Genomic DNA, 13,996 nt, shown 5'->3' with positions numbered 1-13,996 from the left:
ATGATAAGAACCGTCTCGACCAACCCCTATGGGGACCAGAAACCCGGCACCTCGGGCCTGCGCAAGAAAGTCCCGGTCTTCCAGCAGAAGAACTATGCCGAGAACTTCATCCAGTCGATTTTCGACTCGCTCGAGGGCTTCGAAGGCCAGACGCTGGTGATCGGCGGCGACGGCCGCTACTACAACCGCGAGGTGATCCAGAAAGCCGTCAAGATGGCGGCGGCGAACGGCTTCGGCCGCGTGCTCGTCGGCCGCGGCGGCATCCTCTCGACGCCTGCCGCCTCCAATGTCATCCGCAAATACAAGGCCTTCGGCGGCATCGTGCTCTCGGCGAGCCACAATCCCGGCGGACCGACCGAGGACTTCGGCATCAAGTACAATGTCGGCAACGGCGGCCCGGCTCCCGAAAAGGTCACGGACGCGATCTACTCCCGCAGCAAGGCGATCGACAGCTACAAGATCGCCGACGCGCCCGACGTCAATCTCGACGTCGAAGGCAGCCAGCAGGTCGAGGATATGACGGTGACGGTCATCGATCCCGTCGCCGACTATGCGGAACTGATGGAGAGCCTGTTCGACTTCGACGCGATCCGCAAGCTGATCGCCGGCGGCTTCCGAGTCGTGTTCGACGCGATGAGCGCGGTCACCGGGCCCTATGCCAAGGAGATCATCGAAAAACGGCTCGGCGCGCCGAAGGGCTCGGTCATGAACTTCATACCGCTGCCCGACTTCGGCGGCCATCATCCGGACCCGAATCTCGTCCACGCCCGAGCACTCTACGAGACGATGATGGCGCCGGATGCGCCCGATTTCGGCGCCGCCTCCGATGGCGACGGCGACCGGAATCTGATCATCGGCAAGGGAATCTTCGTCACGCCGTCCGACAGCCTCGCCATGCTTGCCGCCAATGCGCATCTGGCGCCGGGCTATGCCAAGGGACTTGCCGGGATCGCTCGCTCCATGCCGACGAGCGGCGCGGCCGACCGTGTCGCCGAAAAGCTCGGCGTCGGCATCTATGAAACGCCGACCGGGTGGAAGTTCTTCGGCAACCTGCTCGACGAGGGCTTGGCGACGATCTGTGGCGAGGAAAGCGCCGGCACCGGATCGAACCATGTACGCGAGAAGGACGGGCTCTGGGCCGTGCTGCTCTGGCTCAACATCCTCGCCGCGCGCAAGGAAAGCGCACTCGAAATCGCCCGCAAGCACTGGGCGACCTACGGCCGCAACTATTATTCCCGCCACGACTACGAAGAGGTCGACACCGATGCGGCGAACGGCCTGATTGCCGCGCTCCGCGACAAGCTCGCCGCGCTGCCCGGCAAGAGCTTCGGCGCGCTCACGGTCGAGACGGCCGACGATTTCTCCTACCACGATCCGGTCGACAAATCGGTCAGCAAGAACCAGGGCGTCCGCATCCTCTTCAAGGGCGGATCCCGCGTCGTCTTCCGCCTGTCGGGCACGGGGACGTCGGGTGCGACGCTGCGCGTCTATATCGAGCGCTACGAGCCGGATCCGACCCGCCACGATCTCGACACCCAGGAAGCGCTTGCCGATCTGATCGCCGTTGCCGACGAGATCGCCGAGATCAAGGCGAACACCGGCCGCGATGAACCGAGCGTCATCACCTGAGGGTGCACGCCGCTTTACCCCCTCTGGCCTGCCGGCCATCTCCCCCACAAGGGGGAGAAAGGATGCGGCACGCTTCTCGCTCTGACCAAGCATTCCGCCTTCAGCGACCTGTCTGTCGAGCGCGAGGCAGCCGCGTGTATTCTCCCCCTTGTGGGGGAGATGGCCGGCAGGCCAGAGGGGGTAAGCGGGCCACTGTCTTCAACTCAGTGTCAAGAAGGGAAGCACCCCCATGCCGACGACCGGAATTCCACCTCTCGGCGTGACGCGCACACCCGACGGGACGCGCTTTACGGTCTGGTCGCACAATGCCGCCCGCATCGATCTCTGCCTGTTCGACGAAGCGGGCAACACCGAACTCAGCCGCCTGCCGATGCAGCGCGACGGCGATGTCCACAGCATCGCGCTGCCCGACATAGCTGCCGGCACCCGCTACGGCTTGCGCGCCGAGGGGGTCTACTCGCCGGACCACGGGCTTTGGTTCGATCCGTCGAAACTTCTGGTCGACCCTTATGCGGCGCAACTCGACCGGCCCTTTCGTCACGACCAGCGGCTGACGGTCTTCGGCGAGGAGACGGCGGACCTCGTGCCGAAGGCCATCCTGACCGAGGTGAAACCGCTAGAGCCGAGGCCGCCGCTATTTCAGGCCGGGGGGCTGATCTACGAGATTGCAGTCAAGCCGTTCACCATCCTTCATCCGGGCGTGCCCGAAAGGAAGCGTGGCACGGTGGCTGCTCTCGCCGAACCCGTCATCATCGATCACCTCACAAGCCTCGGCGTTTCCGCGGTCGAACTCATGCCGGTCGTGGCCTGGATCGATGAGCGGCACTTGCCTCCGCTCGGTCTCCACAACGGCTGGGGTTACAATCCGATCGCGCCTATGGCGCTCGATCCACGCCTGGTGCCCGGCGGCATCGAGGAACTGCGCAGGACCGTGGAGGTCCTGCACCAGGCCGGTATCGGCGTCGTCCTCGATCTCGTTTTCAACCACTCCGGGGAGAGCGACCGCTTCGGTGCAACGCTTTCGATGCGCGGGCTCGACAACCTGACCTATTATCGCCACGCGGCGGGCCGCCCGGGCGAGCTCATCAACGACACCGGCTGCGGCAACACGATCGCCTGCGACCATCCTGTCGTCCAGCGTCTGATCCTCGACAGCCTGCGCCATTTCGTTCTTGCTGCCGGCGTCGACGGCTTCCGCTTCGACCTCGCATCGATCCTCGGCCGCGACATGGGCGGCTTCCGCCGCGATGCCGCGCTTTTCTCGGCCATCTCCGCCGACCCCATCCTTTGCGGCCGCGTGCTCATCGCCGAGCCCTGGGACACCGGCCCCGGCGGCTACCAGCTCGGCAATTTCCCTCATTCCTTCCTCGAATGGAACGACCGGGCCCGCGACGACATCCGCCGCTACTGGCGCGGCGACCGGCACGCGATCGGCGTCCTTGCGACCGCGCTTGCCGGCTCCTCGGACAGCTTTTCCCGCTGGGGCGAGACGGCCACGCGCAGCGTCAACTTCATCGCCGCCCATGACGGCTTCACGCTGATGGATCTCGTTTCCTACGCCCGCAAGCACAATGAGGCGAACGGCGAAGGCAATCGTGACGGCCACGACGAGAACTTTTCCTGGAACAACGGCGCCGAGGGCGCGACCGGAGATCCGGAGATCGCCGCCTTCCGGCAACGCGACGTCATGGCGCTCCTCGGCACGCTCTTTACCTCGCGCGGCGCAATCATGCTGACGGCCGGCGACGAGGGCGGGCGCAGCCAGGGCGGCAACAACAATGCCTATGCGCAGGACAATGCCGTGACCTGGCTCGACTGGAGCAAACTCGACGGTAAGCTCGTCGAGCACACCGCCAGGCTTTCCGCCATGCGCCGGCGCTTCTCGGTCTTCGGCGACACCGGTTTCTTCACGGGCAACGGCGACGTCGCCTGGCTGCGCCTCGACGGGGAGCCGCTGACGGTGGAGGATTGGGAGCACCCAGCAACCGACAATCTCGTCGTGATGCTCGCGACCGAAGATCGCCGTCAGAAGCGCCCGACCCGACTTGCGGTGGTCATCAACCGCAGCCACGCTCCGCACCCGTTCCGCCTGCCTTTGAGCCTCGAGGCCGAATGGCGCGACGCACTCTCGGACCTTACCGTTCCATCCTTCGCACCGGCCCGTTCGGTCACCTTTCTCGTCGAGGTTTTCGAGAGCATTTCCAGGAAACGCATCTAACGGTTTCTGTCCGGAAGTGCCCAGTTCCATAGAGTTGGATGGTTTCGCTGTTTCATGAAAACAGTGAAACCATCTCAAGACTTAGGACCACTTGCTAGACCTTGCCGAGCCGGCCTATAGATCAGCGGGGAGGCCCATTTCAGGAAAATCATATGCCGCAGGATATTTCACTTTCCGATATCAAGGATCTGATCGGCAAGGAGCTCGGCGTCTCCGACTGGATCACCGTGACGCAGCAGACGATCGATCGTTTTGCCGAGGCGACGAGTGACTTCCAGTTCATCCATACCGACCCGGTGCGCGCCGCGGCGGAGACGCCTTTCGGCGGCACCATTGCGCATGGTTTCCTCTCGCTGTCGCTGCTTTCGGCGATGAACTACAATTGCCTGCCCAAGATCCGCGAGCAGACGATGGGCATCAATTACGGATTCGAGAAGGTGCGCTTCGTGGCGCCGGTCAAGAGCGGCGCGCGCGTGCGCGGCCGCTTCACCATGGCAGATGCACGCTTCCGCGGGGCCGGAATGCTGATGATCACCTATGACGTCACGGTCGAAATCGAGGGCGAAAGAAAACCGGCCTTGACCGCCACCTGGCAGACGATCATCCAGTTCGACCCGAAGGACCGTCCGGCCGATGTCTGAAGCGGTGGCGGGCGAGACGTGCGTACGCAACGCCTTCCGCGGTCAGGCGAAGTCCTGCGACGAACTGGGTTCGCCTTTTACCGCCCGGCTCTGCCGTCTGGTGGCCGACCGGCTGGATGCGAGCTCGGCGGTCGGGGAGCGGATTCTCGGCTGGCGCGGCGATCCGACCTCCAAGGGCGATTCTGTCGCCCTTCGCCTTGCCGGCGCCCTGCATGCCCTGGTTCTCTCGGGCCGCAGCGAAAGCCTCGGAGCAAGTTACCCGCCGAACTCCGCCGATGACGAAACCCTCTGGCGGGCGATCGATCAGGCCATCCGGCAGGAATCCCGCTTCCTCCTCGACCGGCTCACCTCAGCGCCGCAGACGAACGAAGTGCGGCGCTCCGGCGCCCTGCTTCCCGGATTCCTTACGGTAGCGCAGCTTTTCGGGAAGCCGCTTGTCATCTCGGAGATCGGCGCCAGCGCCGGTTTGAACCTGCACTGGGACCGTTATCGTTACGATCTGGCAAGTGGCCGCTGGGGCGATGAAGCCGCTGCTGTGGTCATTGCCCCTGAATGGGCTGGCGGGCCTCCTCCCCCCCGGCCCGTCGAAATCATCGACCGAGCCGGCTGCGACCTCCATCCGCTCAATCCGGCGGACGGCGGCGATCGGCTGCGGCTTCTCTCCTACATCTGGGCAGACCAGCAGGATCGGATCGATCGCACCAGGCAAGCGCTGAAAATTGCCGCATCACGGAGCAATCCGGTTGAACGGGCGGATGCCATCGACTGGCTGAAAACGCGGCTGGCGCGCATCTATCCGGGCGCTGCCCACGTCGTCTACCATTCGATTGCCTGGCAGTATCTGCCGGAAGCCGCCCGGAAAGAAGGAGACGCCTTGATTGCTGCCGCCGGCGCGGCGGCGACGCAGGAGGCGCCGCTTGCCCGGCTGCAAATGGAGGCGGACGGACAGACACCCGGAGCAGCCCTATCGCTTCAGATATGGCCTGCCGGCGAGACGCATGCCGTCGGCCGTGCGGATTTCCACGGCCGGTGGGTCGATTGGAAAGGATGGCCGGAAAGCCGCAATTGATCGCTCATGTGAGCCGTCAGAAGGTGATCACGTGGCGGATCACGCGGCCCTGATCGAGAAGGTCGAAGGCCTCGTTGATTTCTTCCAGCGGCCCGGTGCTCGACAGCAGCCGGTCGACCGGGAGCCTGCCGCGCTCGTAGAGGGCGATGAAGCGCGGTATGTCCCGAGCCGGAACGCAGCTTCCCATGTAACTGCCGCGCACGCTGCGCTCTTCGGCCACGAGGCTCACCGCGGGGATGGAGATCTGGCTCGATGGATGGGCAAGGCCCGCGGAAACCGTGAGCCCGCCTCGCCGCGTGATGCGATAGGCAAGGTCGAAGGCCCTGACGGAGCCCGCCGCCTCGATCGCGTGATCGACGCCGCCGCGGGTCGCCTGGCGGATATTCTCGGCCGCATCCGGATCGGCTGCGAGGAAGGTGTCGGTCGCACCGAGCGCGCGGGCGAGCTTCAGCTTGTCCTCCGCGAGATCGATGGCGACGATACGCTCGGCGCCGGCGGCGATGGCCCCGAGAAGGGCTGCCAGCCCGACCCCGCCCAACCCGACCACGGCAATGGATTCACCCGGCCGCACCCGGCACGTATTGACGACCGCACCGACGCCGGTCAGCACCGCACAGCCGAACAGAGCCGCCTCCACCATCGGCAGATCCGCCTCGATCCTGACCGCGGAGTGGCGGGAAACCACCGCATAATCGGCGAATCCGGAGACGCCGAGATGGTGATTGACGGGACTTCCCCGCAAGAGAGCCTGCGCTCGCCGGAAAGCAGCGTACCCTTGCCGTTCGCTTCCGCTCCCGGTACGCACAGTGCCGGCCGGCCTTCAGCGCAGGGAAGGCAATGGCCGCAGCTCGGCATGAAGCTCATCACCACCCGGTCTCCCGGGGAGATGTCGCGCACGCCGCTCCCGACCGCCTCCACCGTTCCGGCGGCTTCGTGACCGAGCGCCATCGGCACCGGCCGCGGCCGGTCGCCGTTTATGACCGACAGGTCCGAGTGGCAAAGCCCGGCCGCACCGATCTTGACGAGCAACTCGTCCGGTCCCGGCGGGGCGAGATCGATCGTTTCGATCGAGAGCGGTCTCGTATGGGCATAGGGTCTCTCGACCGGTGACTTCCTCAGCACCGCCGCAGGCGTCTTCAAGCTCGCTCCTCCCGTTTCCGAATCCCGGTTCGACCGGCAGAACTTAGCCATCCGTTCGTGAGGATGGAATGCCCCTCATCCGGCTGCCGCCACCTTCTCCCCGCTTTACGGGAGAAGGGAGATGCTGCACCGCCTCGTCCCCTTACTACGGGTGAGAAAGGAATTGGAGCTTGCTACGAGTCTCCTTCGCCCCGCTTGCGGGGAGAAGGTGGCCGGCAGGCCGGATGAGGGGCCGGAATTTGCCCGTCAGTGCCCCGCTTCTTCCGCGCCTTCGGCCAGCAGCCCGAACACGAAGGGCGAGAACGACCGCCAGCACTCGACACGGAACGTATCCTCGGCGGTTCGGAAGAGAACGATTTCCGCCTTGCCGAAGATCGTGCGCGAGCAGGCTCCGACGGGGAAAATGGAGAGCGAAAGGTCCTGCGGGCAGCCGCTGTTGATTGCCGCTTCCGCGCCCGGCCCGCTGACGATGACGGCCGTGTTCCGGTGCGAAACGTCGACGGCCGCGTGCACCGTCCCGCTCGAGGCCGCCGCCGCCATCAGGTCGGCACCGTCCTCGTCGATCACCAGCCACTCATCGGGACCGAGCCAGAGAACATGACGCCGGCCGGTCGAGGCGGACGTCTTGGGCCGCACGGGAATGGTCACGCCGAGCGCGGCCGAGAGTGCGGGAACCGCGTCGGCCCCGGCGCGCAGCGATACGCGCGAGGCCGGCTCCGCCGGCGTCAGGATTGCCGCCGGCGAGCCGCCACGGCGGCCGGCAAGCGGGGCTTTGCGGGTAGCGATTGCCTGGTCAGCCATGGAGGCGACCTCCTTCCTTGTCAAAGAACACCATGTCGCTCACCTCGACGGCGATCGTCCGGTCGGCCATCGGCACGTAGAGCGTCTGGCCGAGGCGCGCGCGGCCGCCGGCGACGACCGCGAGCGCGATCGAGCGGCCGCAGTTCGGCGACCAGTAGGACGAGGTCACATGACCGAGCATGGTCATCGGCTTCGGTTCGTTCGGATCGGCAACGATCTGCGCCCCCTCCTCCAGCACCACCTGCGGGTCCTTCGTGAGGAGGCCGACGAGCTGCTTGCGGCCTTCCTTGACGAGGTCGGGGCGCTTCATGCCGCGAATGCCGACGAAGTCCTGCTTCTTCTTCGATACCGCCCAGGAGAGGCCGGCATCGTCCGGCGTGAGGGTTCCGTCCGTATCCTGGCCGACGATGATGTAGCCTTTTTCGGCGCGCAGCACGTGCATGGTCTCGGTGCCGTAGGCGCAGGCGCCCATCGGCTCGGCCCGTGCCCAGATCGCCTCCCACACGGCCTGGCCGTAATCGGCCGGTACGTTGACCTCGAAGCCGAGCTCGCCGGTGAACGACATGCGGAAGAGCCTGGTCGGCACACCGCAAATGCGGCCTTCGGCAACGCTCATATGGGGGAAGGCTTCGTTCGAGAGATCGATGCCCTCGACGAGCGGCGCGATGATCTCGCGTGCCTTCGGACCCTGCACCGCGATGACCGCCCATTGCTCGGTCGTCGAGGTCAGCCACACCTTCAGATGCGGGAACTCCGTCTGGAGATAGTCCTCCATGTGGTGGAGGACGCGCGGCGCGCCGCCGGTCGTCGTCGTCACATGGAAGCGATCTTCCGCAAGCCGGCCGACGACACCGTCGTCGTAGACGAAGCCGTCGTCGCGCAGCATGATGCCGTAGCGGCAGCGGCCGGGCTTCAGATTGTCCCAGGCGTTGGTGTACATGAGGTTCAGGAACTCGGCGGCATCCGGGCCGACCACCTCGATCTTGCCGAGGGTCGATGCGTCGAAGACGCCGGCCGCTTCGCGAACGGTCTTGCACTCGCGCGCGACCGCCTCATGCATATTCTCGCCCGCCTTCGGATAGAACCAGGCGCGCTTCCAGTTGCCGACATCCTCGAACTCGGCGCCATGCGCCTCCTCCCAGGCATGGATGGGCGTCTTGCGCGCCGGATCGAAGAGGCTTCCGCGCGAGTGGCTGACGATCGTCCCGAAGGTCACCGGCGTATAGGGCTGGCGGAAGGTCGTGAGCCCCACCTGGGGGATTTCCTTGCCGAGCGCTTCCGCCGCGATCGCGAGACCGTGCATGTTGGAAAGCTTGCCCTGGTCGGAAGCCATGCCGTTGGTGGTGAAGCGCTTGATGTGCTCGATCGAATGCATTCCTTCGCGCACCGCGAGACGGATGTCCTTGGCGCAGACGTCGTGCTGGAAGTCGATGAAGGCCTTGACCGTCTTATCCGCACCCGCGCCTTCCGCCGCGCCGATCATGCCGCCCGTCCATTCGAAGGCGTTGCGGCCGGAGAGCGCGACCTGCGCGCCGCCTTCCGCACCCGCGGCACGGGCCGCCAGTTCACCGGCGGCAAGCGCCTCGTCGATCGTCGCCTGCAGGTCGTCCGTGCCGTTGCAGGCGCCGACGGACAGGCATTCCTGTGCATAGGTTCCCGGCAGGAACCGCTCCGTCGCCGCGTCGAATGTCACCTTGCCGCGAGACTGCGAGAAGAGATGCACCGAGGGGGTCCATCCGGCCGAGACGAGCAGTGCGTCGACCGCGATCTTGCGGGATGCTCCGCCGCCGTTGCGAGCGACACTCATGGATGCGATCCTGAGCTTGCCGGCGGTATTGACGACCGAGTGGCCGCTCAGCACCTCGATGCCGAGGCTGCGGGCTTCCGCGAGCACCATGTCGCCCGGCTTGTCGCGGCAGTCGACGATCACGGGGACATCGATGCCGGCCTTCCTCAGGTCGAAGGCCGCCTCATAGGCGGAATCATGGGCCGTATAGATGCCCACCTTCTTGCCGACTGCGACGCCGAAATGGTTGAGATAGGTGCGGCCGGCCGAGGCCAGCATGATTCCAGGGCGGTCGTTGTTGGCGAAGACCATGTGGCGCTCGATCGCGCCATTGGCGAGAATGACCTTCTTCGCGCGCACCTGCCACAGACGCTCGCGCGGAAGCCCCTTATCGGGAGCCGGGAGGTGGTCCGTCACTCGCTCGACGAGGCCGACGAAATTGTGGTTGTAGTAACCGAAGGCCGTCGTGCGGGTCAGCAGCGTGACATTGTCCATCGCCACAAGCGCCCTGCCCGTCGCCAGCGCCCAGTCATAGCCTGGCTTGCCGTCGATCATGGTGCCGCTGTCGTAATGCAGGGCGCCGCCGACAGCCGGCTGCTCGTCGCACAGGATCACCTTCGCACCGGCATTCGCGGCCGCAAGTGCGGCCGAAAGTCCCGCAGCGCCGGCGCCGACCACCAGCACGTCGCAATGGACGTAGCGGCTTGAATAATGATCCGGATCGGGCTCCGCGGGCGCGACGCCGAGACCGGCGGCGCGGCGGATGAAAGGCTCGTAGAGCTTGTGCCAGGCGGCCTTCGGCCACATGAAGGTCTTGTAGTAGAAGCCCGCGGCGAAGAAGGGCGACAGGAGATCGTTGAAGCCGCCGACGTCGAAGGCGAGCGACGGCCAACGGTTCTGCGACAACACCTTCATGCCGTCGAAGACTTCCTGCACGGTGGCGCGGACGTTCGGCTGCCGGCGCGCGGCATCGCGCGAAACGTCGAGCAGCGCATTCGGCTCTTCGGCGCCTGCTGAAAGAATGCCGCGCGGGCGGTGATATTTGAACGAGCGGCCGACGAGATGGATGTCGTTGGCGATGAGCGCCGAGGCGATCGTGTCGCCCTCGAGCGCCGTCAGCGTCCGGCCGTCGAAGGTGAAGCGGGCGGTGCGCGCCGGCGTCAGGCGCCCGGCGCCCGAAATTCGGTTGACCCCGGTCATTCTGCCACTCCTTCCAGCGCCTCGTAGGTCTCGACCGTTTCGCTCGTCTTCGGCTCGGCGTTAAGATCCGGCCTCGGCTCACCGGCCTTGTAGGTCACGTGGAAGCGGTCGCTCACGGTATCGCGGGCCGCATTGAAGAAGCGACCGCAGCCGTGGATATGCCGCCACCTTTCATAGATCAGCCCTTTCGGATTCTGACGGAGGAAGAAGTATTCCTCGAACTCCTCGTCGCTGATCTCGGCGATGTTGGCCGGTCTGACGATATGGGCATCGCCGGCATTGCGGAATTCGAGCTCCGAGCGCTCTTCCTCGCAATAGGGGCAGTAAATCAGAAGCATCTGGAATGTCCTCGATCAGAGCGCCGCACCTTTCTTGGAAGGCGCAAGGCCGCTCTACGTTCTTTTCTCTGAAGCGTAATCATCGATCTTCGCTTCGCTCCGTCGGATCATGCTTTAGTGCGCAACGGCGGCCGCGGCTGCCTCGTCGATGAGCCGCCCGGTGCGGAAGCGCTCGAGCGTGAGCCCCGCGGCAAGCCGGTGCGGCTCGCCGCGCGCGATGAGATGGGCAAAGAGATTGGCCGAACCCGGCGTCGCCTTGAAGCCGCCCGTTCCCCAGCCGGCATTGAGGTAGAGCCCGGGCACCGGCGTCACGCCCTGGATCGGCGAACGATCCTGAGTGACGTCGACGATGCCGCCCCATTGCCGCATCATCTTGACGCGGCGGAACATCGGGAAAAGCTCGCAGATCGCATCCAGCGTATGCGTGATGATCTGCAGGCCGCCGGTCTGCGAGTAGGAATTGTACTGGTCGGTGCCGGCGCCGATGACGAACTCGCCCTTGTCCGACTGCGAGATATAGGCATGCACGGAGTTCGACATGACAACGCAGGGGAAGATCGGCTTCAAGGGCTCGGAGACGAGCGCCTGCAGCGGCTGGCTCTGCAGCGGCACGCGCACATCCGCCATCTGCATCAGGACCGACGAGTGGCCCGCAGCAGAGATGCCGACCTTCTTCGCGCCGATGAAGCCGCGATTGGTATCGACGCCGGTCACGCGGCCGGTTTCGTCGCGGCGGATGCCGGTCACTTCGCAATTCTGGATGATGTGGACGCCGCGATCCGAAGCCGCGCGCGCATAGCCCCAGGCGACCGCATCATGGCGCGCAGTGCCGCCGCGGCGCTGCAGTGCCGCGCCGTTGATCGGGTAGCGGGCAGTCTTCGATATGTCGAGCGGCGGGCAGTAGGCCTTGGCCTGTTCCGGCGTCAGCCATTCATTGTCGATGCCGTAGAGCCGGTTGGCATTGATGTGACGCTTGAAGGACTGCTGGTCATGGATGTTGTGCGACAGCATCATCACGCCGCGCGGCGAATACATGACGTTGTAGTTCAGGTCCTGCGACAGGTTTTCCCAGAGCTTCAGCGAATGCTCGTAGATGTCCATGCTCTCTTCATAGAGATAGTTGGACCGGATGATCGTCGTGTTGCGGCCGGTGTTGCCGCCGCCGATCCAGCCCTTCTCGAGCACGGCGACATTGGTGATGCCGTGCTCTTTGGCGAGATAATAGGCGGCGCCGAGGCCATGACCGCCGCCGCCTATGATGATTGCGTCATATTGCTTGCGCGGCTCCGGCGAAGCCCAGTGCGGGCCCCACCCCTTGTGGCCGCGCAGCGCCTCGCGCGCCACGGCAAAAACAGAATATTTGCGCATCCGCCTGCTACTCCATGAACCCGGTAACGTTCGTTGGCGTTAGAAATCGCAAATCCGAGGACCACGCAACGTTTCTTTTGCGACGCGATCCGGCGGACTTGCGCGGTCTTGCGACATCGACGGCCGCCGCCGCAGAGCCATCGGCGCTTTTTCCCCACGCGCGCTCTCTCGCCGCTGGACTTTCGGCACGCGATCTGTTATCCGCTCTTCTAATCGTAGGGTTCTCGCCCAGCGAACGCAAATTTATTGCCTCTCCAAACCTGATGGTGAGGCTTACCAACTCGAAGCAAAGGAACGGGATTCACGTGCAGGTACTTGTCCGCGATAACAATGTCGATCAGGCGCTCCGCGCTCTTAAGAAAAAGATGCAGCGCGAAGGCATTTTCCGCGAAATGAAGATGCGTGACTTCTACGAAAAGCCGTCCCAGAAGCGTGCGCGCGAAAAGGCAGAAGCCGTCCGCCGCGTTCGCAAGCTGGCCCGCAAGCGGGCGCAGCGCGAAGGCATCGTGGCCCGCTGATCGTCTTTTTTTCGACGCTTTCCAATGCAAGTGGCGGAGGCGAGGGATCGCCGCCGCCATTTTGGTATGGACACCCAGTCCGTCGACAGTCTAGCGTGACAGCTGGCGACGGTCAGCCGCCGCACTCGCGTGCTCCGTAAACGGAAAGCCGATGGCTTTCGGGCCTTGTCGCATTGAGGGATCGACTTTGACACTTGCTGCCATGACTGCGGACGTCTCCGGCCTCATCACCGAGGAGGCGAACCGCCGCCACCAGCGCAAGCCGAAGCTTGCCGCCTTTCTCGTGCTCGGCTCGGCCCTGCTCATCGCAGGATGCCAGACCGACAAGCCCGAATCGATGTTCCGCGTCGAACGGGCTCAGGGCTCGGAAGAAAACATCGCCTCGCTCTCGAGCGTCATTGCCTCCAATCCGAGCGACCCCGAGGGCTACAATGTGCGCGGCTCGGCCTACGGGCGCGCCGGCGAATTTCGCCGGGCGGTCGCCGATTTCGACCAGGCGATCCAGCTCAACCCGCGCTTCTATCAGGCCTATGCCAATCGGGCGCTGGTTCAGCGCAACCTGGGCAACCAGCAGGCCGCTCTTGCGGATTACAATGCGGCACTGCAGATCAATCCGAATTACGATGTCGCCTATATCGGCCGCGGCAATCTCTACCGTCAGGCGAACCAGCTCGACGCCGCCTTCAACGACTTCAACAAGGCGATCGAACTCGATACGGCAGACCCCCGCGCCTACCACAATCGTGGCCTGATCTATCAGGCGCGCAATCAGCACGCGCAGGCTATCGAAGATTTCTCCAAGGCAATCTCGCTCTCGCCGAGCTCACCCGAACCCTATAACGGCCGCGGCATCTCCTATGTGGCGCAGGGCGACGACGACAACGCCTTCTCCGACTTCAACACTGCCATCAACCTGAATGGCAAGCTGGCCGAGTCCTGGGCGAACCAGGCGCTGATCTACGAGCGCCGCGGCGACAAGGCCAAGGCGGCGAAGTCCTATTCGCATGCTTTGTCGCTCGATCCCAAATACGAGCCGGCGCGTGCCGGCCTTGCCCGCGCCAAGGCGATGTCCTGAAACTTCGCCCACCCTCCGTCGGACATCATACGCCCGCGGCCCTGTCGCGGGCGTCGTCGTTTCATCTGCGCCGATCAGGGTTGCGGAACCATCCTGAATTCAATCCGTTTGACCATGGCCTAGAGCACTTCCAGGAAAAGCGTAGCGGTTTTCCGTCCGGAAGCGCGCAGTTTCAAAGGGGTTCGAGCGTTTCACAGTTTGAATGAGCAGTGA

The 13,996-nt window shown here is 64.7% G+C and carries 10 protein-coding genes and 1 pseudogene; 6 read left to right on the top strand and 5 right to left on the bottom strand.

What is annotated here, in order from left to right; translation table 11 throughout:
* The 4 genes from JOH52_RS08660 (at position 1) to JOH52_RS08645 (ending at position 5,557) form a co-directional block, all read left to right on the top strand.
* Positions 1–1,629: an alpha-D-glucose phosphate-specific phosphoglucomutase gene (locus tag JOH52_RS08660; protein WP_010970236.1), complete on the top strand. Its 1,629-nt coding sequence runs from the start codon at positions 1–3 to the stop codon at positions 1,627–1,629.
* A gap of 229 nt (positions 1,630–1,858) precedes the next feature.
* Positions 1,859–3,847, top strand: a complete 1,989-nt coding sequence (gene glgX / locus JOH52_RS08655) for a glycogen debranching protein GlgX (protein WP_107010534.1) — start codon at positions 1,859–1,861, stop codon at positions 3,845–3,847.
* 152 nt (positions 3,848–3,999) lie between these two features.
* The gene (locus tag JOH52_RS08650; RefSeq protein WP_003533898.1) at positions 4,000–4,488 is read left to right on the top strand and encodes a MaoC family dehydratase; all 489 of its coding nucleotides are present in this window, start codon (positions 4,000–4,002) and stop codon (positions 4,486–4,488) included.
* Positions 4,481–5,557, top strand: a complete 1,077-nt coding sequence (locus tag JOH52_RS08645) for a DUF2332 domain-containing protein (RefSeq protein WP_010970239.1) — start codon at positions 4,481–4,483, stop codon at positions 5,555–5,557. Before JOH52_RS08650 ends, JOH52_RS08645 begins: the two co-directional genes overlap by 8 nt.
* A 16-nt stretch (positions 5,558–5,573) precedes the next feature.
* Here the strand turns inward: JOH52_RS08645 and JOH52_RS08640 are convergent.
* The 5 genes and pseudogenes from JOH52_RS08640 to JOH52_RS08620 form a co-directional block, all read right to left on the bottom strand.
* Positions 5,574–6,697, bottom strand: a pseudogene (locus tag JOH52_RS08640) (zinc-dependent alcohol dehydrogenase family protein).
* 246 nt (positions 6,698–6,943) lie between these two features.
* A complete protein-coding gene (locus tag JOH52_RS08635; RefSeq protein WP_010970241.1) occupies positions 6,944–7,498 on the bottom strand; it encodes a sarcosine oxidase subunit gamma in 555 nt (184 codons plus the stop codon).
* Positions 7,491–10,484, bottom strand: a complete 2,994-nt coding sequence (locus tag JOH52_RS08630; RefSeq protein ID WP_010970242.1) for a sarcosine oxidase subunit alpha — start codon at positions 10,482–10,484, stop codon at positions 7,491–7,493. The genes JOH52_RS08635 and JOH52_RS08630 overlap by 8 nt, the downstream gene beginning before the upstream one ends.
* Positions 10,481–10,822, bottom strand: coding sequence for a sarcosine oxidase subunit delta (locus JOH52_RS08625; RefSeq protein WP_010970243.1), 342 nt, complete (start codon positions 10,820–10,822; stop codon positions 10,481–10,483). The genes JOH52_RS08630 and JOH52_RS08625 overlap by 4 nt, the downstream gene beginning before the upstream one ends.
* Before the next feature lie 114 nt (positions 10,823–10,936).
* The gene (locus tag JOH52_RS08620; protein WP_010970244.1) at positions 10,937–12,190 is read right to left on the bottom strand and encodes a sarcosine oxidase subunit beta family protein; all 1,254 of its coding nucleotides are present in this window, start codon (positions 12,188–12,190) and stop codon (positions 10,937–10,939) included.
* 305 nt (positions 12,191–12,495) lie between these two features.
* On the opposite strand from JOH52_RS08620, the gene rpsU reads away from it, so the two are divergent.
* A complete protein-coding gene (gene rpsU, locus JOH52_RS08615) occupies positions 12,496–12,708 on the top strand; it encodes a 30S ribosomal protein S21 (protein WP_003533884.1) in 213 nt (70 codons plus the stop codon).
* A gap of 151 nt (positions 12,709–12,859) precedes the next feature.
* Positions 12,860–13,783 carry a tetratricopeptide repeat protein gene (locus JOH52_RS08610; RefSeq protein WP_013844854.1) on the top strand — a complete coding sequence of 308 codons (924 nt, stop codon included), beginning with the start codon at positions 12,860–12,862 and terminating at the stop codon, positions 13,781–13,783.
* The last annotated feature ends 213 nt before the right edge of the window (positions 13,784–13,996 follow it).

This window comes from Sinorhizobium meliloti (genome assembly GCF_017876815.1).
Taxonomy (GTDB): Bacteria; Pseudomonadota; Alphaproteobacteria; order Rhizobiales; family Rhizobiaceae; genus Sinorhizobium; species Sinorhizobium meliloti.
Note: the sequence above shows the minus strand (reverse complement) of the source record. Positions and strands in the feature narration are given on the sequence as shown.

Coding starts and splice junctions, on each gene's coding strand:
- JOH52_RS08660 (WP_010970236.1), top strand. CDS start 1: ATGATAAGAACCGTCTCGACCAACCCCTATGGGGACCAGAAACCCGGC.
- glgX (WP_107010534.1), top strand. CDS start 1,859: ATGCCGACGACCGGAATTCCACCTCTCGGCGTGACGCGCACACCCGAC.
- JOH52_RS08650 (WP_003533898.1), top strand. CDS start 4,000: ATGCCGCAGGATATTTCACTTTCCGATATCAAGGATCTGATCGGCAAG.
- JOH52_RS08645 (WP_010970239.1), top strand. CDS start 4,481: ATGTCTGAAGCGGTGGCGGGCGAGACGTGCGTACGCAACGCCTTCCGC.
- JOH52_RS08635 (WP_010970241.1), bottom strand. CDS start 7,498: ATGGCTGACCAGGCAATCGCTACCCGCAAAGCCCCGCTTGCCGGCCGC.
- JOH52_RS08630 (WP_010970242.1), bottom strand. CDS start 10,484: ATGACCGGGGTCAACCGAATTTCGGGCGCCGGGCGCCTGACGCCGGCG.
- JOH52_RS08625 (WP_010970243.1), bottom strand. CDS start 10,822: ATGCTTCTGATTTACTGCCCCTATTGCGAGGAAGAGCGCTCGGAGCTC.
- JOH52_RS08620 (WP_010970244.1), bottom strand. CDS start 12,190: ATGCGCAAATATTCTGTTTTTGCCGTGGCGCGCGAGGCGCTGCGCGGC.
- JOH52_RS08610 (WP_013844854.1), top strand. CDS start 12,860: ATGGCTTTCGGGCCTTGTCGCATTGAGGGATCGACTTTGACACTTGCT.